The following is a 21254-nucleotide window of genomic DNA, read 5'->3' as shown; positions in this document are numbered from 1 at the left end:
ATCGTTATTTTCCTTAAAAAAATTCACAAATCAAAATAGTTTAGACAACTTCATTATCAAAAATAAATTCAAGAATATAATTCTGAATAAAGATGGTATTATGTTGATAGAGAAGAAAGAAGACATAGGTTTGAATAGGGATTGTTAAGAAATGAGAGATATGATATCCCCCTTTTACATTTTGGTCAAAAGAATATGCAAAAGGGGGATTTGAGTATTGTCAGATGGGTGTTACGGGCGGATGAGGTGGAAGACCGCGCCTGTCGGGTGCCATTCGTTGTTGGGACCGTAGCTGTTGGCAGCCTCGATGGTGTAGGCGTAGCGTGTGCCGTCGCTGATCTCATAGAGAGATATGGTGCGCTCGGAACGGGCAGGCATCACGTAGCCGATACATTCCCAGTCATCGGTGGGCTGGATGAGAGAGAGCATCTGTCTGCCATCGGAATAGATGTGGGAATAGAGGGGGATTGACTCACCGGTCTTGTTGCGGTAGAGGGCGCCAAGCATACCATACGCTTTCAGATTGTCGCGGTTCTCCAACTGAAGCGACTCATCGTAGCTTGTCACGTAGCGGTAGATGCGACCATTGCTGTTCTGCAAGAGTGGGACAGTCTGCGTTACATTTGACTTGCTTGCGCGTATATACTCGCTTATGGCTGCCTCTACCTCCTTCTTTAGGTCAGGATCCTCGATGGCATAAGAGATGGGGGAGAGGTCGCTCCCCGACAACGTAATCACTGCCTGATTTGAGGGGGTCAGTGAGTTCTGCCATGCCGTCAGATCGCCGACGATACAGGTGGTCTTGTCATACTCCACAAGTGAAGTCTCACCTCCGGAGAACGTGGCAGTCATCGTGGCACCATAGTTGTTAAGTCCGGACAATGATGCTGCGATATTCTCCGCCTCCATCTTACCATTCATGACATTGGCAGCAAGTTGGCTACCTTTGGTAGCAAGAGATAATTTCTCAGAGTCGGCAGCATCGACAAACGCACTGTAGAGAGAACGAGTGGACAAACCGAGTGATATTTCGGCAAGATAATGAGTGCCGTATTTTTCCACGAGAGCCTTAGGCTTCAGACGGTCGATGTCGGCGACAAATTCATCCGACAGAGTGCGATGTATTTGTATAGAGGTATTGTGTAATTTCGCGATACGAGAGCGTACCCAGTTGTTGTAAAGTACGTAAGTGGCATTCTCCGACAGCGAGTTGAGTGTGCCATTGAAGCAAGGCACGTTGCCACCGAGCGATTTCTCCAGACCTGCCCCTGCGGTGAGTGCTTCAAGAAATTCCTTGGAGTTCTTTCCGGAGATGACTTCACCTGAACTTGAAGCCGGTGCACTGAGAATTGTGATGAGATCGCGGTCCAGCTGCTTCTGCACGTCAACTACACGCGAACGGAGCGAAGAGGATGCGAGATATTCCCCGGTCACGTCATATCCGCGTCCGAGAATCTCGTCCCAGTTGCCGCCGATCTGCGTCTTCACCTCCATCTTGCAGTCGGAGCAAGTGGGGCTGACGTAATAATCAGTAAGTTCCGGTTCCGGATCGGGTTTTGGATTCGGATTGGGAGTAGGCTCCGGAGTGTTTGTGATGTGTGATGATTCCCCGCAGGCGGAAAGAATCATGACTGCCGCAGCAGGGATAATAAAACGTAATTTGCTCTTGATATTCATAATTTCGGTTTGTTCATGAAAAGATGTTTAGACAACTTCTTTGAATACAATCATACGGCGCGATTATGACTTGCCGATATATTATAGACAGATAAAAGGGGAAAAAATTACATCCGATGAGAAAATATAATGTGGATTGCTCATCGGATGTGGTATGATTGCGCTGGTAATCAGTTCTTTTTAGCTGTCTTGCGAGTGGTCTTTTTTGTGGTGGATTGGCTCTCCATTATCTTCTTCGCCTCTTCCAACGTCAGGACAGCTGCATCCGTATTCTTCGGGAGTCGATAATTGGTGGCTTTACGTGCCCCTTCCGGCTTATATGCGAGATAAGGACCATATCTGCCATTCAGCACCTCCAGTCCCGGCATTTCGGGGAAATCCTTTATCAGACGGTTCGCCTCCTCCTGACGTTTTGCCAATATGAGTTGTTCCGCCTCCTCCAAAGTGATGCCCTGCGGTGTAAGGTCTTTCGGGATGGATACGAATACTTTCCCGTGCTTAACGTATGGTCCGAATTTGCCGATTGCAGCCACCACCGGTTCCCCTTCAAACTCACCTATTGTGCGGGGGAGCTCAAACAGTTTTAGAGCCTCTTCCAGGGTGATGGTCGCCACGCTTTGGTCAGCAAGCAGACTTGCGAATAGCGGTTTCTCCTCATCCGAGGCATTGCCGATCTGCACCACCGGACCGAAGCGTCCGATCTTTACCGACACGGGACGTCCGGTCTCCGGATGATTCCCGAGCAGACGTTCGCCCACTTTTCTCTCCATTCTCAATGAATTGATCTCCTCAATTTCGGGATGGAAACTGTTGTAGAAATCAGAAATCTCATTCTTCCATCCGAGTTTCCCTTCGGCAATATCATCGAATTTCTCCTCCACCTTTGCAGTGAAGTTATAGTCAAGGATTTCCGGGAAATATTCGGTCAGGAATTGGTTTACAATCATGCCGACATCGGTAGGCACAAGTTTCCCTTTCTCGCTACCTGTGTTCTCAGAAAGTGTCTCCTCCGATATCTTATCATTGGCAAGACGTATCACCTCATACTCGCGACGCACACCCTCCTTCTCTCCGCGTTTCACGTAGTCGCGTGCCTGGATGGTGGATATTGTCGGGGCGTAGGTTGACGGACGTCCGATTCCGAGGTCTTCCATCTTCTTTACGAGTGATGCTTCCGAATAACGAGCGGGAGCCTGCGTGAAACGTTGTGTGGCGGTTATCTCGGAGGCGTTAAGTGAGTCGCCTGCCGACAGTTTCGGCAGTTCTGTAAATTCCCTGTCGCGGGCATTCTCCGTCTTCCATACTTTCAGGAAGCCTTCAAAAGAGATTACCTCACCCTCCGCCTTGAAAGAGTTTTCGGGATTGATTGGTTCTGCGACAGTCATAGCGTTGTTGTCGGAGATAGCAATATCCACGCTTGTCTTCTCTATTTCGGCATCAGCCATCTGTGATGAAACCGCACGTTTCCATATTAGCTCATATAGTTTCTGCTCCTGCGGAGTTCCATCGATGGTGCGGTTGGATATGTAGGTGGGGCGTATAGTCTCGTGTGCCTCCTGTGCTCCTTTGGAATGAGTATGATAATGGCGAACCTTTACAAACTTCTCACCGAGCGACTCCGTGATGACATTCTTGATATCGTTGATAGCCATATCAGATAAGTTTGTCGAGTCGGTACGCATATACGTGATCTTACCATCCTCATACAGTCTCTGCGCGAGCGACATGGTCTGATTCACCGAGAAACCGAGTTTACGGGAAGCATCCTGTTGCAACGTAGATGTGGTGTATGGAGGGAATGGCGACCGCTTTGTGGGCTTTACCGAGACGTCAGTCACGGTAAAACTGGCAGACTTACAAGTCTCAAGGAGCCTTTTTGCCTCATCCTTGGAGTCAATCCTGTGAGACAGCTCCGCCTTAAATAGTTGAGGCGCGTTTTCAGCAGAGAATACGGCAGTGACACGGAAGAATGGATCGGGCTTGAAAGCCTCAATCTCCTTCTCTCTCTCGCATATCAGCCTGACGGCTACACTCTGTACCCTTCCGGCGGAGAGTGCCGGTTTTATTTTTTTCCAAAGCACCGGACTAAGTTCAAATCCCACTATACGGTCAAGCACTCGTCGTGCCTGTTGAGCATTAACCCGATCAATATCGATAGTGCGCGGATTTTCGATAGCCTTCAATATCGCAGGTTTCGTAATCTCATGAAACACTATACGTTTAGTCGTAGCCGGATCAAGATTCAACACTTCCGCGAGGTGCCAGGCTATAGCCTCTCCCTCACGGTCTTCATCGGAAGCGAGCCATACAGCATCGGCTTCCTTAGCAGCCTTTTTCAACCTTTTCACGAGTTCCTTCTTGTCATCGGGAATCTCATAGATAGGATTGAACCCATCTTTGACATCGATGCTGAACCCATGCTTCTGAAGGTCGCGTATATGACCGTAGCTCGACATGACCGAGAAGTCATTGCCGAGGAATTTTTCTATGGTTTTTGCCTTGGCAGGCGATTCGACGATTACCAGATTTTTCATCTTATTTTTGGAATTAGACATTCCGGCTTGGCAAGCCGAGAATGATAACCGGAACAAGCGCCGGAAAATACTTGGGCGCAAAATTAATATTTTTTTCTTTCAACACATAATTAAGAGTGGAAGTTTTATGCGATTTTGAAAAAGATGGAGTTCAGACATAGCGTGGGCGCGACTTGCTTCATGCTGAATATAAGTATATGCCATAAGTTATGAAAAAATGCGATAAAGAGATATGCAATATGTGCTAAAGATGTACTAAAGGTGAGCTAAAGATGGTGTGGAATTTTGAAAAGATAGAAAAAATTCGTAATTTTGTAACAGAATGGGGCGTATGTGCTCCTAATTATAAAGTAAGAAGATAAATAACTGATTCAGATAAAAATATGGCAGAAGAAACAGAGCTTCAGGAAAACCGTCAGAAAGATTATGTGGCGGATAATATCCAGGTCCTTGAGGGTCTTGAGGCGGTGCGCAAGCGTCCGGCGATGTATATCGGCGACATCTCCGGCAGAGGTCTGCATCACCTTGTGTATGAGGTGGTCGATAACTCTATAGATGAGGCGCTTGCCGGATTTGCCAATCATATAGAAGTGACGATTCTCAGCGACAATTCTATAAAAGTGGTTGATAACGGTCGAGGCATCCCTGTCGACATGCACGAGAAGATGCATAAGCCGGCACTTGAGGTGGTGCTGACGGTGCTGCATGCGGGCGGCAAGTTCGACAAAGGATCCTATAAGGTGTCGGGTGGTCTTCACGGTGTCGGAGTCAGCTGTGTGAATGCGTTGAGCGACTATCTTCGTGCCGAGATACATCGCGACGGCAAGATCCACATGCAGGAATATGCCTTCGGCAAGCCCACATGTGATCTGAAAGTGATAGGGGAGACCGATCATACCGGCACCACTATAATTTTCCATCCTGATGCCTCGATATTCACAGAGACGGTGTATGATTATGAGACACTCGCCAACCGTCTGCGCGACCTTGCGTACCTGAATGCAGGAATCTCCCTTACTCTCACCGATGAGCGCGAGATGGATGAAAAGGGTAATTATCGCCGCGACGTATTTCATAGTGATGAAGGTCTGAAGCAGTTTGTGAGGTATCTTGATCAGGGTAAGGAGCCTCTGATTGACGATATCATCCATCTCAATACGATGAAGAACGGCGTACCCGTGGAGGTGGCGTTGACCTACAACACTTCATTCAGCGAGAATATATTCTCCTACGTAAATAATATCAATACGATAGAGGGTGGAACCCACCTGACGGGATTCCGCCGTGGACTCACCACCACATTGAAGAAATATGCCGACGACAACCATCTCCTTGACAAGCTCAAGATTGAGCTTTCGAAAGAGGACTTCCGTGACGGTCTCACAGCCGTAGTGTCGGTGAAGGTGGCAGAACCTCAGTTTGAGGGTCAGACCAAGACAAAACTTGGCAACAACGAGGTTTCCGGTGTGGTTCAGACAGCGGTCAGCGAGGCACTCCGTTATTATCTTGAGGAGCATCCGAAGCAGGCGCGTGCCATTGTCGACAAGGTGATGCTTGCGGCTCAGGCACGTCATGCTGCCTACAGTGCGCGTATGAAGGTGCAGCGCAAGTCACCGCTTTCCGGTGGCGGTCTGCCGGGCAAACTTGCCGACTGCAAGAGCCGTGATGCCGTGGAATGTGAATTGTTCCTGGTCGAGGGTGATTCTGCAGGCGGTTCAGCAAAGCAGGGACGTAACCCCAACTATCAGGCTATCCTTCCGTTGAGAGGTAAGATTCTCAATGTTGAGAAGGCACTCGAACACAAGGTGTTTGAAAGCGAGGAGATTGTCAATATGTTTAAGGCTCTCGGTGTCACTATCGGCACAGAAGAGGATTCAAAGGAGCCTAACATGACAAAACTCCGTTATCATAAAATCATCATCATGACCGATGCCGACGTCGACGGTGCTCACATCGCGACGTTGCTCATGACTTTCTTCTATCGCAAGATCCGTCCGATAATCGAGAACGGCTATCTCTATATCGCTACGCCGCCACTCTATAAGTGCTCTACCAAGGGTAAGAACAAGATTCAGGAGTATGCATGGGATGAGCAGCAGGTGCAGCGTTTTGTTGATACCAATTGCGACGGCAACCGCGACAAGATGGTGCTTCAGCGTTACAAAGGTCTTGGTGAGATGAATCCTGAGCAGCTTTGGGAGACTACCATGGACCCGGAGAACCGTATGCTTAAACAGGTGAACCTTATCAATGCTGCAGAGGCAGACCGCACATTCTCCATTCTCATGGGAGAGGAAGTGGGTCCGCGTAGAGAGTTCATAGAGGAACATGCAACATACGCCAACATTGACGCATAAGCTCATCGCAAAATAGATAAGTGATAAAAAATAGATATTCGGGTTTCAAGCCTGAATATCTATTTTTTTTGTTGTTTTGCCAAAGTTTTTTGTGATGTCGCTTGCGGAGTCTTTATTTTGGGAGGAGCAGGTATCCGATGGAAATTAAACACAGAGGCAGGGTCAACGGCTGTCCCACGGTAGCGTATCTCGAAATGAAGGTGCGGTCCGGTGGAGTTACCGGTGTTCCCTCCGAGTCCTACGGGTTGACCGGCAGCTATTGTTTCACCGGGAGCGGTCACGGGGGCTTGCAAATGTGCGTAGCGTGTCTCCATTCCATTATTGTGGACCATCACGACATAATGACCATATCCCCCCTTATCATAGCCTACACGAGCTACTACGCCAGGAAGTGCCGCCCTTACAGTGTCGCCAATACTTAGCGCAAGGTCAATCCCCTTATGAACGCGTCCGAACTTCTCACGGTAGCCGTAGGTTGACGTGATGCGTCCCGGCGACGGACGATAGAAATCACGTGGATTGTATGGGGGAATCACGACATTGTTCGTGATATAGGAGAAATCCTCTGCATCATCCCAATTACCCGACTGGTAGAAATCATGCTGACTATATGCCTCGGTCATGAAATCAAGCACACGGGCGGAGGAGACCGGTTTCTTTTGTGGCTTTTTGCCTTGCGATATGATATTGTCAAGAATACTGTGTGTGTCTGCATCCGCCTCTGCCATATTTAGCGAGTCGTCAGATGTAGTGGTAAGTATTGAGATTATATCAAGCAGATTTTCGTCGGGGATTGTGTCGGAAGATGAGGTTAATCCATTTCTACTTTCTCGAGTACTTACAGATTGAGCAGAAGCCCCGGAAAAATCCGAGGCTTCCGCACATATCATCAAAATAATTAAAACGAGATTAGACCACGTTTTCATCATTCTTTCTTATTTGCCACCGGAGCCTTTACCTCTGAGGCTTTCTTGTTCTTCTGTTCTTCAAGCATCGGCTTCAGGAAAAGAATCCAAGCCGCACAAGCCACGAAAGCAAGGAACGTGAAACCTACAAGAATAAGCAGTTTCTTCGGGCTTGCAGCCTTCACGGGCACAGTAGCCGGGGTGATGATTGCATACACCGGAGTGGTTTCCTGCACCTTTGCCTTTGCTTTCTGCACCTGCTGGGCAGTCTGGTTGTAAAGACTGAAAGCGAGAGATGTCTCATTTTGCAGACGGTCGCGAGTGATCTGTGCGCTCTGGAAAGCCAGACCGTGGTTGCGGTCAAGATATTCCGCGTATTTCTGCTGAGCCTTATAATATTCGACTTTCGCCTCTTCATTGAGGGTCTCGGCATATTCAAGATCCTTGCGTGACTTGTTTGTACGGTATTGAGTCACGTAGTCCTGCAGGCGGCTTACGACAGTATCGGCAAGCACCGCAGAGATCAGCGGGTCTTGCATGAGCACGCTGATGGTGACTACGTTTGTCTTTTGGTCAACAGTGGCGGTGACGCGCTTATTGAGAGCCTCCACCAACTCGTACTCCTGCTTTGTGAGCTGGAAATTGTCAAGCCCGTCTTTTCCCCCCTCTTCTTCATCGCTTGCCATAATTGCACCGAGCACTTTGAATGGGAAACCAAGGATCGCACTCCACCAGGGAGCCTTAGTCTCATCCTCCATGTATTGCTTAACAGTGAATTTACGACCATCCTCCTTCGTCTCGACTTCCACGTCGAAAAGGCTTGTGATGAAGGGAACAGAGCTGACTACATCAGGATACAGCTGCGGATATACTGCATCGGCACCTGCCTGAGCAGACCCGAGACCTGCCATTGAGGCAAGTGCTCCCAGCCCGCCGCTCGCAGCTTTGGGATCGCTGATCTCCGGTGCAAGTTTTACGGTGGTGTCATACTCCTTCGGGATGCTGAACGCCACTATCAAACCGATGACCGCACCGCAGATACTCCATATTATGAGTTTCTTACGTTGCTCCCAAAGCTTGGTTGCGAGTTCAAGAAGATCAATCTCTTTCTCGTCGTTCGCGTTGTCTAATATATCTTTTTCTTCCTGCATGGTCAGACTATTTCTTGAATATGTTTGTGATTGTGGCCGCCATTGTCGCGACAGAACTGAAGCTTGTGGCAAGGGCCAGCACTTTCGTCCAGTCCGTGCCCATCTTTTCCGGTTTGGATGGAATGATAATCTGGCAACCGGGTTCTATAGGGGTATTCCGTTTAGCTTTCGCCACAGATCCATTCATGTAAACGATGAAGGCTTTACCCTTCTTGGCACGCTGACCGTAGCCACCTGCCTGATCAATATAATAGCTGAGCTTCTTGCCCGGGACGAACACTACAGTGTTGGGGAACATTACGTCGCCCGCAATCTTTACGGTGCTCTGCTGCTCGGGGATGAAAAGCACGTCGCCGGGCTGCACGATCACGTCGTATGTGCTGCCGGGATAAGCAATGGCTTTCTCGAGATCGATACCTACGCTATATCTGTCAGAAACTTGAATCTTACTGAGAGAGATAGAGTCGCCATGACCATCCTGATTTGACATTGCGAGACGCAATGTCTCCTGACGCATCTTGTATTCCTCATCTGTCAGTTTTCGGGTGAGATATGCACCCTTTGTGTACGCGCCTTCAATAAGACCACCTGCACGACTGATAATGCTTGACAGACGCTCGTTGCGTTTCTCCAAGGCATAGTTGCCGGCAAACAATACCTCGCCGCCAATGTTTACCATCTCCTGCGGCACATATCCGGGGCTTCTTCTGACGATTACCACGTCGTAGGGTTTCATGATGAAGTTCTGACCCTCACCCTGGGCAAGACCGCCGACAACGGAGATAGAGTAATTTTCCGAAAGTTGTTCGGTCGGAGTCGTTGATGACGGATTCACGATACGGCGGGAGATGTCGACACGTGCGGTAGATGCACCGTCAAGCAGACCGCCAGCCTGAAGGATAAGGTCTTCAAGGGTGGTGTTGTCGGCAAATGGATACGTGCCGGGACGAGCCACATGACCCTGAATCGATAGCTGACCTCTGTCTTGTATCTCCTTTATGCTGGAGATTACGAGAAGGTCATTCCTTTTGAGTTTCACATCGGGAGCTGTGCCGTTGAGGATAGCTTTTAGATCAAGCGACAATACCTCGAGCTGTAGTTCCGGACCTTCGCGATACAGAAGCACACGATCGGCATAAGCATCATCAGTAAGACCATCAGCTTTCTTGATCAACTGTCCTACAGTAGACAATTCCTTGTTGATGGCAAACATGCCGGGACGATATACAGCACCTTTCAGCTCTACCCTGTTGGCATATCTGTCGAGGATAGTGCCTACGGTAAGTATGTCGCCGTCTTTAAGACGATAGGATGCAAATTCTTCGCGGTCAATGTTGTATAGCTCATTCTCTGTGGCAGACTGGCGGGCAAGTCTCACCATGCCGGAATAAGCGTCGCCTGTGAAACCACCGGCATAGTCAATTACAGTCTGTATTGTCTCGCCCGGTTTAATCTCATAATACATCGGACGTTTCACGTTACCATCGATGTTGACGAGCTGTTCGTATGGGGGCACAATGATTACATCCCCTTCCTGAAGCCTGATATTTCCGGCAGTCTTGCCGTCGAAGAGATAGTCATAGATATCGACACCGGCTATCTTCTTGCCGTTGCGGAGCACCTGAATGTTACGCAACGAACCGATGCTGTTGATACCGCCTGCACGATATAGGGCGTGGAATACTGAAGAGAAAGGCGAAAGACGGAATGTACCGGGAGTCGCTACCTCACCCATTATGTCAACCTGTATGGTACGTACTTGCCCGAGAGTGACTTGCACATCGGTCTCAGCATCAGTCACACCGGCATATTTCTTAGCAAAAATCCCCTTGACATGGCGGTTGGCATCAGCTATAGTCATGCCGTTGAGATATACAGGTCCGACCTGGCTTATCATTATGCTTCCTTCCGGAGAGATTGTCTGGCGCAGATGGTCTTCTGACGTTCCCCAGATGTCGATTATCACTTCATCACCGGGACCCAGACGATAGTTCTGCGGAGTGGCAAGATTATCGCTTGGCTCGAAGGTCAGGGCTCTTGAATTGAACACCTTATGACCGTAGATCTGGCGTGCGCTGACAATTCCGTCGCCGCCCTCATCTATTTCCCTGTCGATTTCATCCATTTTGTCGACAGTCACGTCATTGCTGGAATCGTGTCTGCGCTCACGGTTCATGGAGCTTACACTTTGCGTGGTCACGGCAGTCTCGCTGCCTTGTTGTGCCTCGAATCTCGCCTTGATACGTTCGGCTTGTTCGGGGGTTACACCCTTGGCAAGAAGTTCTTTACCGATCTGTTGCTCTGTCTTTCCGGCAGCTGATTGCTGTTTGATGTAGGCAATGACCTGATCATCGGTCATTGCAAGGGCCGATAATGAGCAGAACATTAGAAGAGATAGTAATATACGCCTCATTTTCATGTGTGATAATGTTGTTTTCTAATATCTTGAAAATTTACATGATGCAATGCCGACTGTCGGGATAATGCAAACCGCGACTTGCCAGACATAAGATTCATGAGTTATGTGACAAAAGATTGTGCAAAGTTAGTAAAAAAAAGACTGATAGCCAAATGAAATCAGTTGGATGAAATGATAAAATATAATCAAATTGAGTAAATTTAACATGATTGGGTAAAATGAGAATATTAGATGGAGTCTTAGTCTTGTAAAGTCAGAGAATTTCATTAATTTTGTATTGGGGTCTGTCGGTGTGGTTGTCGTGTTGCGGCTGAATGGCTGCAATTTGCCGGCGATTCAGGCAGCTCTGAGGAAATGAGCCATTGTATGAATGGCAATATTACGTAATATTTGATTCATGAAAACGATATTTATAATAGTTTCAGGAATTGCGGATATACCTGACTTGGAGTTGGAAGGACGCACTCCGCTTATGCTTGCCGCCACTCCGTCGCTCGATGCCTTGGCAAAGTGCGGATGTTGCGGCAGTATCATGACATTGGCGGATGACGTACCGCTTACCAAGACGAATGCTATTCTCTCTCTTTTGGGTTTTGATTTCCGCAAGACCCCACCGAGTGGAGAAGAGTTGGATCATTTCGGTCGTTCAGAATCGGTCGGTGAGGCAGATAAGGGGATAGACTATTTTGTGATACCGAAGTTTTCGGGTCATGGTGTTGTGATTTCTGCACATCCGGCAATACGGGGTATCGGTAAGATGGCATTGCTGACGCCGCTCGATATGAGAACCTGTCATTTTGATGGAGATAACATGCTTCGGGGCATGGCGGATGCAGCCATAGAGGCTATTGAGGATCATGAGTTTGTATTGCTCCATGTGGAGTGTGCAGCCTCCATGTCGCGTAAAGGTGATCTCAAAGGTAAGATAAGGGCTATAGAGAATATAGATGCGGATGTGATAACCCCGATTGCAGATTATGTGTGGAACGCCAAGCTGCAGATGAATATGGTGGTTGTGCCGGAATGTGTCATGTCGTGGCGTAGCCGTGGTAATGAGAGGGGAGAAGTGCCTGCTGTTGTCTATTTCAACGATGATCCGCCCTATAACATGAGTACATTTGATGAGGAGTCTGTTGTTGACGGTCCGCTCAACACCCCGTTGCCCGGAGATCTCATACGTAAGTTGGTTACGTTTGAACCATATAGCGTAGAGGAGATGTAGAGACTGTAAGGATGCTGAATCAAGGACGGTTGCATATCTATGAAATAGAAAAAGGCTGACTCACGTCAGCCTGATTTCCTTCAATTAAAACAACAATAACAACTTTTTCAGAACGCTTATAGCAGTATATCTTGAGAACCCCGGAGGGTTCATTTTTTCATCTTGTGTCGGCTTTTCAGCCGTCTTACGATAATATAACACAGGCACCGAATAAATGGTTCGGTGCCCGTGAATTTTTTTATTAAGAATTTTAGGAGGCTCGGGATTCCTAAGATTTATACTCTCTGAATCAATGCATCATATCGTTGTAGATGTCAAGGGCGGCCTCAATCTCTTTCAGTTGGGGGATACAATCTATCGCCGGCACCCCGGGTTCAAGAAGTAGGGTAAAGTTGGGATGTCCGGAGGAGGCATTCTTCTTGTCATGCGCCATTAATCCGATTAAGAGCGGCACGTCATCACACTTGATTGCCACGCGAGGATATACCGGTTTGAGAATCTCGTTGGCATAGCGGTGCACCTCCATTGAGTCGAATCCTTTCAGCATGTGGCTGAGAATTAATTCTACAAGCATGCCGTGGGCTACCGCCTCACCATGAGCGAGGGGTGTATGGCGTTCTATAGCAAGGCTCTCGAACGCGTGTCCTGCTGTGTGACCGAAATTGAGAATCTTCCTTAGCCCTTTCTCCGTTGGATCCTGAGCCACTACATCCTCTTTGATCTCCACGCAGCGTTTCATAGCCTTTTCAAGTCGGTCGGTGTCGGCAATCACGCTCTCCACGTCAGACAGTTCTCGGTAGAGTGCGGCATCGGCTATGAGTCCAGTCTTTATCATCTCCGCATATCCGGAAATCAGTTCCTTACGGGATAATGTAGCGAGTGGTAACGCAGAGATAATTACGTCAGAGGGGATATGAAAAGCACCGATCTCATTTTTAAGACCATTGAAATTCATGCCTGTCTTTCCTCCGGTGGCTGCATCCACGGCACCCAATAGGGTTGTGGGCACGTTGATTACCCGTATGCCTCGTTTAAATGTGGCGGCAGCAAACCCACCTATGTCAGTGACCAATCCACCGCCGATATTTATGACTGCGCTTTTTCTCGTCGCTCCTGTCTCTTCCAGCGCATTCCATATATTGATTACGGAATCCAGATTCTTATGATCCTCACCGGGAGTGAGAACCACCTTGTTGGCGCGGGCAAGCGATTTGGAATTGGAGAGCAGCGGGAATACCGCTTTCTCCACATTGCTGTCGGTGACTATTGTAAGGGTTGTTGCATTAAGGGAGTTGACCGCATTGTCGATCATCTCGTTGAATTTATTCGGCAACACGCTTTCCAGCCAGTCGGCGAACTCATTCATGGAGCCGAAAATCATGTCAGCTCCCTCTTTCTCAAACTCCTCACGAGGAATCGGACCTGTGGTCACGGCAATAGTGAAGCATCCGGCGGCTTTTCCTGCACGCACTCCAAGCGGGGCATTCTCCACGACTATGGACTGCTTAGGCTCAACGCCGGCTTTCATAGCACCTTTCAGGTAAGGTTCCGGTTGCGGCTTGCCATGGGTGACGTCGTGTGCCGTGACGCGCAGATTTGCAGGGAATGCTCCGGGATAGTCTACGTTAAGGCTGTCAAGAAGGCTGGATTGACCGGATCCGGTGACAAGCACCCGTTTGATACCGGCTTTCATGAAGGCGCGGAGCATCCTGTCGGCTCCCGGCATTGGCTTCTTCTGACCATACTGTACGAAAAGCTCCGATTTGCGTGCATATAGGTCTTTTTTCTCTTTCTCCGTGGCATCACGTTGAAGCTCACGGTTGAATATGAGATTTATCGTGGTGGCACCGGTCATCCCCTCATAAAGAAAAAACTCATCGGGGGATGTGGAGATGCCCTGTTCCTCCATCATTGAGTGCCAAGCCCGAGCATGGAAGGGCATTGAATCGTAAAGCACGCCGTCCATATCGATTAGTGCGGCGCATATTTCCTTCGGGAAATTATTATCCATGATTAATGTTTTAGCTATTTAACGTTAAAAACATAGTCATGATTGTTTTTAGCATCATATTTGGCGGCATTTTCTATAAAAAGCAGCCATCCCTGGCGCAATTGTCGCATAATGTTGACATCGGCGGAGTCTTCGATATGAGAGGCGATCTCACGTTCGCGACCATCCTTTATCCCTTTCCCTCCGAAACGTATCTCCGGATGATGGAAATTGCCTACGAGATTGACTCCGAAGGGGAACATGAAGGGCAGATGCATCATCCCGATGTGGTAATACATCTCTCCCTGAAGATTGTTGACGCCTCCTGCCATTACTTCGTATGGTCCGCAGTGTATGCTGAACGGATCCACTTGCAGTAGATTGTCGTGGAATGAGGCATGGGCTGTGAAATCATCCACTTTTACAGGTCCTTTACCGTTGCGCATGAAGAGACGTATTATTTTGTTGTCGGTGGTATATTCAAGGCTGTCGCATGTCAGGCTCGCATCACCACTGAGAGAGGGTGTGTTGAGAAACATAGAAGGGAACATTTTGAAGTCGCCCTCCACATTTACCGAGATTATCCCCGACAGATTGGCAAGAGCCGGAGATGATTCCGGCAGGGTTGGGAATGTCGTGAAGAACCTGTCAAGATCAAAATTATCCACGTCTGCCATTAGATGCATGAATATGTTGCCGAGATCCTCGGTGGAATAAGTCCAGTCAATGTCGGCATTGCAGAAGTCAGACCCTATCCGAAGCTTCCCGATCCTCGCGATTCCGTTGTGGGTCGTTATCTCGGTTGATAACGGGCTGAATGTCCATTCTTTATACTCCGCTTTGTCGGATTTGAGATTAGCTTTGGCTATAATATTCCGTGGGATGACTACGCATAGGGAGTCTGTTGCCGTATAGGGACCGGGTGCTGGTACGGAATAGTCTGCCTGTCTGCCTGTCATTGCACTGACGCCTGCATAATACGTACCCGACAGTTGGTTTATGTCGATGTTCGAGAAGTCGGCATCAAGATCCACGTATAGGGGTGCAGGTATGGAAGATGTGAGGAAGCCCCGCAGATTGGAGATCCTGGCAGCGATGTCGGCAGATGTCGAGCGGGATTCCACATGCAGACTCCTTATGTCGAGGGTATCAAGATTGGAGCATAGCGATAGTCCGGAAAATCTGTTCTCGGCAGGATATCCCTTTGAGAGCAGTGTGCCGGAAGAGATCTTCACATCGGTGGTCATGTCAAGCATGGTCAGGAGAGATTGCACAGTAGATGGCAATGATGTCACCAGATAGAGAGGGGTGTGATGCACTTTCTCGGCAATCAATGAATCGTTTGCCGATGATGGTGCAGTATTCAGATAAGAGGCTGGAGACCATGGGGAATTGCGTAATATTCCGCTGATATTCATCGTTATATCGTCAGCCGATATGCTTACGGTGGGGGTGGAGGATTTTACGCTTCCTGCCTTAATGGCTACTTTAGTGGCAGACGAGGGAGTGCCGTTCAGTATTCGTGCGGAATATGATGCCTTTATGCTTGCAGCCGAGAGAAGGAGGGATGAAGAGTCGTTGAGATCTTTTATCGCTGTATTACGGGATTTTGCATACAGATTGATTCTGCCGTTGGATAAGGAATCTTTCGACAGAGAGGGTAGATGTGCGTCTATTTGGAGGGATGTGCCGGATAGGTTGCCTGCGATCTTGCCGGCATTGTCGGCTATATTTAGAGCTGGAGAGGTTAGACGGGCGTTGACATCAAGATTTTCCACTTTTCCCGTTGCAATATCCGTCACTCGGCATGATACGTCGGTGTTGCCCGACAAGACACCGGCAATGGTAAGAGGAGAGGAGGGGATGAATCTTTTGATGATATGTCCGAGGTCAGTATCCCCCTTGATATTAGCGTTTATGAGAGGACTGCCGGATAATATCTCCGAAGCCTCTCCGGAGATTGCAAGATCGGATTTGCCGGCCTTTAGGGAGCATTCCCTTATCTCTAAGGAATTTGCATATCTGTTGTGGGGATCAATATCAGCGAATGCGTTCAGATTGAAATCCGATAGGTCAGGCACACCCTTCTCAATCGCAGATAACGACAGGGCAGCATCTTTCACTTCAGCGAGTATTGTGAAAGCCGGCATAAGGTTGACCATCGTCCACTCGCCAAGAGTCCCACTTCTGTCAAGGTTCCGTATCTTATCAAGATTCGCGAGAGAATATGGTTCTGTAAGATTTATTTCCAAATTAACTGGAAGTTTACCGGATATTTCACTCAACTGAAGAGGTAGCATGGTTGCGAAATTTTTAGCGGCTTCTATCATGTTGCTTGAAATGATATTCATGGTGAATGAAGAGATTTCGCTCTCCTTCATCTCCATATTAGTCACGGTGCGTATACCATCAGAATAAATATTCATATTGGAAAGCTGTAGCCGTGCCGGATTTGATTTCATGACCACGCCTCCGTTAATATTGATGGGTAGACTGCTGATGATATTCTTGTCTCCGACAGATGCGTCAGCAACCGAATTGAGCATCACCTCATAGAATCCGGGATTTAACTTACGGGAAATCTGCATACCGTTTATTGCTACACGAGCATTGGTTTTTTCTGCGATATTGGTATATGATATGTAGAGCGGTTCCGTTATACGTATTGAATCAATCTCCAGGTTAGGAATCTCCTTAATTTTAAGACTATGGGGCAATATATTATAGTTGTTCACCACATTGTCGTATGCAACCATATTCAGAGAAGGATTACCTACTTCCGCGACCCTTATTGCAACATCCCCTTTGAGAGCCTTCATTATATTAAGCTCTACGAGCATATTGCCGGTGGATAGCAGTTGGTCGGCATCTTTAGGTAAAGAGTGGCGTTGTTCAGGCGAAAGCGTGTCAAGCGACCTCGACACTACGGTCAGGGAATCTGCCGTCACTTTCAGCATCGGGAACGTGGAGAATAGTGTGTAGTCCATATTCTCAAACTCTACCTTAGCATTCAGATACTTGCTTGCCTCGCGGTTCACCAGAGAGGTGATGCGTGGAGAGGTGAAATATAATATGAGTCCGCCAATTGCAATCAGTATTACCGATATTAATGCGGCAAAAGATATGCCCACTATCCTCAGGGTTTTCCTGACGTGATGGCTTTTAATGGTATCGGGGTGCGTGGAATGTTCTGTCATAATGATTTAAGTTTTGTGGTTATAACAATTGAGACCTACTTCGGGTTTTCTGTATAGCCTCACAACGGAAGTTGCAGGGAATATCATGGATTTTATCTAAATTTGCAGAAAAAATTAGAGTATGGGAAAAAATAGAGAGATTCCCGCTATCGCGAAAGAACTTGCGGGAAATGAAAAGGTAAGGATTCTGTTCGTTTGTCTTGGAAATATATGCCGGTCTCCGGCAGCGGAAGGGGTGATGCGTTCGCTCGTGGAGGAGAGAGGTCAGGCAGATCGGTTTGAGATTGATTCCGCGGGTCTATATGGCGGACATGCCGGAGAATTGCCCGACCGCCGTATGCGTATCCATGCCTTTCAGCGAGGCTATAATCTCACTCATCACAGTCGTCCGGTACGTTCCTCCGACTATGATGATTTCGATCTTATAGTGGCTATGGATCATAGTAATTATGACCGTCTTCGCGGATTTGCACCTACGTTGGAAGATGAGCGTAAAGTGGTGAGGATGATTGACTTTGTTAGGGGCTTCCCACAATGTGACTGTGTGCCGGATCCTTACTACGAAGGTGCGGAGGGTTTCGAACTCGTCCTTGACCTGCTGGAGGATGGTTGCCACAATATGCTTGACGTGCTGACCCTCTGATAGCCGAGTGAAATGAATAAAAAGCAAATACGGATGTAACTTTTTTTCATTTTCATTGTCATAATTATATCGGTCACTGGCAATAAGCATTTGCAGACCGGATAATCGTGAACTAAGAATCACTAAATACGGAAAAATAATGAAGGTTATGAAAAAAATATTGATGAGTCTGTTCCTTATGGCGGGAATGTCGTTTGGAATCATGGCAGCTGAGACAGCTGCCTTCCCTGGAGGGAAAGATGCGCTTGATAAATTTATCGCCAAGACAATGGTTTATCCGGAGTCTTCCAAGTCAATGGGCGTTGAAGGGGTTGTCAATGTTCAGTTCACGGTTAATCCCGACGGGACACTCTCCGATATAAAGATAGTGCGTATGGTTGATCCAGATCTGGAGAAGGAAGCTATCCGTATAGTGAAGAAGATGCCGGCATGGCAGCCGGCGGAGAAGGATGGGACAGCCGTAGCGTCAACCGCCAAGGTTGCCATCCCCTTCGTGCTGGAGTGAGCGGCTCCGATCCCTATAAGGGGAGGTAAAATGTGTCCTCTTCAGTTTAGTGCTCGAGCCCACGAGCGAGGGGTGCCGCCAATCTCCTGAAATGGGAGCCAAAAAAACTTTTAAAAATAACCTGCAATAGAGGATTCTATATTTTATGAAATCCTCTATTGCAGGTTATTTTATCAACTTTAATAAGTGTATATTATTCCAATCCCGTTTGTTGAGGTTGTTATTTTTTCTCTTCCGGAGGAGTTACGGTGGCTTTTATTGTCAGTATCACTACGTCGGAGGGCTGTAGACCCATCTGTGCTGCGCGTGGACCGAAGATTGACATTGCGGAAGTGGCGAATTTACCGGTCTCTCCGCTCTTCATTGTCTTCAGGGCAGTGTTGATTGGCTCAGGCAGGCTACGTGACCCGATCTTCAGCTTTGAAGGGAGGGGTGCGTTAATCGCCTTCCCTTCGATATTCTCTACGTTGATGGATGCGTCTACATTGTCGCCATCCTTTATCTGTTCGCCTTCAGTCGGAGTGATGACACCTCCATAGAGATTGTCGGCAATCTTCTTCATTTTCAGAGTCTCGGATGCTTTCAACAGATTTTCGTTGGCAGCCTTTATATCGCGTTCCTCCTTCTGTGCGTTAAATTCGCTCATTATCCGGTAGAACTCACGCTGCATATCGGAAGAATTGATGATAGAGTCGTTTGACAATGCTTCAGATAGGGCCTTTACAAAAACCTTCTTGTTGAGTTCCACACCGTAATCCTTCTTAAACTGCTGGAAAGTCATAGCCATCTGCATACCGAGATTAAGACCACGGTTGTAGGCATCATTATCCTCCTTTGCGGCGTTAAGTCCGGTCTGCACACCCATTATATATGCTTTCTTTGCCTCATCGGAGGCGAGAGTGGTGTCACGTTGTGCGTCGCGGTCATATTGTGCCCCATTCATCTGAGCGAAATAATACAACATTGAGTCTGCTTTTTCAGCATTTGAATGATCTGTTGCTACAGATTGACCGTCGTTGGTCTGGCATGCAGCGAAGAGCAATCCGCAAGCAGCTATTGCGAGAAAAGACTTTATTTTCATTGTATTCGGGTAATTAAATGTTTAAATATTCGGATTGCCGGCTTCCGATAAGGAATCAGTTGCCACAATGGAATCTGTTTCCACCGGTTCGTTGATCACGACCTCCACCGTATCTTCGGAGGGAGTCATGTCGGTTGCTCTGCGTCCTTTGCAAGCCGAGAGGGAAAGCAGCAAAACCGCGACTGCCATCAATGCTACGGCGATGCGCGGTTTTGCAGAATAATAAGAGGATATATTCATCAATTTACGCTTATAAGCTGTACTTCAAAAATAAGGTCGGAGTTCGGTGGAATTGCACCGGGTGCACCCTGCTCTCCGTATGCGAGCTTAGAGGGGATATAGAACACCGTTGTTCCGCCTTCTTTCATGAGCTGCAGACCTTCAGTCCAACCCGGGATGACACGGTTGAGGGGGAAAGTTGCAGGCTCGCCACGGCTTACAGAGCTGTCGAATACGGTGCCGTCGGTGAGTTTACCGGTGTAGTGCACGGTCACAGCGTCAGTTGCGGCAGGTTTTTTGCCATTACCCTCCTTTACGACAGCATATTTCAGACCAGTCTCAGTGACCATATATGTAGAGTCGGAAGGTGTTGAAGCGAGTTTGGAAGCGTCGTTGAAGAAAGCTGCGTTATATTTCGCAGTATCAGTGGTGGCGGTAGCCTCCTCTACGGTGCTGACCATCTCTTCGATAGCCTGCAGGGAGTCATTCTGTTTTGTCTTGTTGCCGTTGCAAGAGGAAAGCGCGCCGGTGGCGATGATGGCGGCAGCCGCCACTACGATAGATATCTTTTTCATTTGATAAGTTGATGATTATTTTTTTACTACCTTGATAAGTTCCACATCGAAGATAAGAGTGGAGTGGGGCGGTATTGCGTTGGGCACACCTTGCGGACCGTAAGCGAGGTCAGAGGGGATGAAGAATGTGTATTTTGCGCCCTCTTTCATGAGCTGCACACCCTCGGTCCAACCGGGGATCACGCGGTTGAGGGGGAATGTGGCGGGTTCACCGCGGCTTACAGAGCTGTCGAATACGGTGCCGTCAAGAAGTTTGCCTGTGTAGTGCACTGTCACTTCGTCAGAAGCTGTAGGCTGTGCGCCGGTGCCCTCTTTCTCCACGATATACTGAAGACCGGATGCTGTCTCCTGCACTTTCTCATTCTTGCGGTTCTCCTCAAGGAATTTCTGACCCACAGCCTTGATTTCAGCAGCTTTCTTTTCAGTGAGTTCCTGAAGATATTCTTGAATCAGTTTGTTTGCTTCTTCGGGTGAGAGCTTAGACTCCTTGCCGTCAAAGGCTGCGTGTACAGCCTCATCGAAATCTGCAAACTCAATATTTTCAACTCCCATACCGCGGAGCTGCTGACCGAGGGCCATGCCCCAGGCATAACTTAATTTATCCATTGTCTTTATACGTTTAATGCCTTCCCTCATGATTGAAGGAAAGGCTGATTTTACAGTCTGAATTTCGGGTAGGAGCATGCTCCTATCAAATATAACGTCTGAGAAGGGAAATTGTTATAAAATAGCGACACAGTCCACACCTGACGGCATGAACTGTGTCGGAATTATAGGTC

Annotated in this window: 15 protein-coding genes; 4 read left to right on the top strand and 11 right to left on the bottom strand. The window is 48.0% G+C overall.

Translation table 11 applies throughout. From position 1 onward, the window contains the following. Positions 1-231: 231 nt before the first annotated feature. Positions 232-1677 (bottom strand): MAC/perforin domain-containing protein, encoded by a 1446-nt coding sequence (locus E5331_RS19255; protein WP_123484474.1) that lies wholly within the window; start codon positions 1675-1677, stop codon positions 232-234. 170 nt (positions 1678-1847) lie between these two features. Beyond that, positions 1848-4211 (bottom strand): type I DNA topoisomerase, encoded by a 2364-nt coding sequence (topA, locus tag E5331_RS19250; RefSeq protein ID WP_136013290.1) that lies wholly within the window; start codon positions 4209-4211, stop codon positions 1848-1850. A 383-nt stretch (positions 4212-4594) separates the two neighbouring features. On the opposite strand from topA, the gene gyrB reads away from it, so the two are divergent. Further along, positions 4595-6568: a DNA topoisomerase (ATP-hydrolyzing) subunit B gene (gene gyrB / locus E5331_RS19245; protein ID WP_123484472.1), complete on the top strand. Its 1974-nt coding sequence runs from the start codon at positions 4595-4597 to the stop codon at positions 6566-6568. Between the two features lie 59 nt (positions 6569-6627). Here gyrB and E5331_RS19240 read toward each other — a convergent pair whose 3' ends face one another. The 3 genes from E5331_RS19240 to E5331_RS19230 are packed head-to-tail and all read right to left on the bottom strand — an operon-like array spanning position 6628 to position 11037. After that, on the bottom strand, positions 6628-7458 hold the full coding sequence (locus E5331_RS19240; protein ID WP_168355312.1) for a M23 family metallopeptidase: 831 nt from the start codon (positions 7456-7458) through the stop codon (positions 6628-6630). Between the two features lie 35 nt (positions 7459-7493). Further along, positions 7494-8624 (bottom strand): Wzz/FepE/Etk N-terminal domain-containing protein, encoded by a 1131-nt coding sequence (locus E5331_RS19235; RefSeq protein WP_135986291.1) that lies wholly within the window; start codon positions 8622-8624, stop codon positions 7494-7496. 7 nt (positions 8625-8631) lie between these two features. After that, on the bottom strand, positions 8632-11037 hold the full coding sequence (locus tag E5331_RS19230; protein ID WP_135986293.1) for an SLBB domain-containing protein: 2406 nt from the start codon (positions 11035-11037) through the stop codon (positions 8632-8634). Between the two features lie 403 nt (positions 11038-11440). On the opposite strand from E5331_RS19230, the gene E5331_RS19225 reads away from it, so the two are divergent. Then, a complete protein-coding gene (locus E5331_RS19225) occupies positions 11441-12265 on the top strand; it encodes an alkaline phosphatase family protein (RefSeq protein ID WP_123484469.1) in 825 nt (274 codons plus the stop codon). Positions 12266-12554: 289 nt separating this feature from the next. On the opposite strand, the gene aroB is transcribed toward E5331_RS19225, so the two are convergent. Both aroB and E5331_RS19215 read right to left on the bottom strand, forming a co-directional pair. Further along, on the bottom strand, positions 12555-14276 hold the full coding sequence (gene aroB, locus E5331_RS19220; protein WP_135986295.1) for a 3-dehydroquinate synthase: 1722 nt from the start codon (positions 14274-14276) through the stop codon (positions 12555-12557). A gap of 14 nt (positions 14277-14290) precedes the next feature. Continuing rightward, a complete protein-coding gene (locus E5331_RS19215) occupies positions 14291-17452 on the bottom strand; it encodes a hypothetical protein (protein ID WP_135986297.1) in 3162 nt (1053 codons plus the stop codon). 121 nt (positions 17453-17573) lie between these two features. Between E5331_RS19215 and E5331_RS19210 the strand changes: the two genes are divergently transcribed. Further along, positions 17574-18095: a low molecular weight protein-tyrosine-phosphatase gene (locus E5331_RS19210; protein ID WP_123484466.1), complete on the top strand. Its 522-nt coding sequence runs from the start codon at positions 17574-17576 to the stop codon at positions 18093-18095. Between the two features lie 148 nt (positions 18096-18243). Continuing rightward, complete coding sequence (locus E5331_RS19205) at positions 18244-18600, top strand: energy transducer TonB (protein WP_168355311.1); 357 nt, start codon at positions 18244-18246, stop codon at positions 18598-18600. 220 nt (positions 18601-18820) lie between these two features. Here the strand turns inward: E5331_RS19205 and E5331_RS19200 are convergent, their stop codons facing one another. The 4 genes from E5331_RS19200 to E5331_RS19185 are packed head-to-tail and all read right to left on the bottom strand — an operon-like array spanning position 18821 to position 21081. Next, on the bottom strand, positions 18821-19681 hold the full coding sequence (locus tag E5331_RS19200; RefSeq protein ID WP_123484464.1) for an FKBP-type peptidyl-prolyl cis-trans isomerase N-terminal domain-containing protein: 861 nt from the start codon (positions 19679-19681) through the stop codon (positions 18821-18823). 21 nt (positions 19682-19702) lie between these two features. Next, entirely contained in the window at positions 19703-19921 is a 219-nt protein-coding gene (locus E5331_RS19195) for a hypothetical protein (RefSeq protein WP_123484463.1), read from the bottom strand. Continuing rightward, positions 19921-20475: a BamJ family beta-barrel-assembly machinery protein gene (locus E5331_RS19190; protein ID WP_123484462.1), complete on the bottom strand. Its 555-nt coding sequence runs from the start codon at positions 20473-20475 to the stop codon at positions 19921-19923. The genes E5331_RS19195 and E5331_RS19190 overlap by 1 nt, the downstream gene beginning before the upstream one ends. A 15-nt stretch (positions 20476-20490) precedes the next feature. Then, positions 20491-21081: a BamJ family beta-barrel-assembly machinery protein gene (locus E5331_RS19185; protein ID WP_123484481.1), complete on the bottom strand. Its 591-nt coding sequence runs from the start codon at positions 21079-21081 to the stop codon at positions 20491-20493. Positions 21082-21254: the final 173 nt, after the last annotated feature.

The organism is Lepagella muris (assembly GCF_004793975.1).
Classification (GTDB): Bacteria; Bacteroidota; Bacteroidia; order Bacteroidales; family Muribaculaceae; genus Lepagella; species Lepagella muris.
The sequence above is the reverse complement of the archived record's forward strand: the minus strand, read 5'-3'. Positions and strand labels throughout refer to the sequence as shown.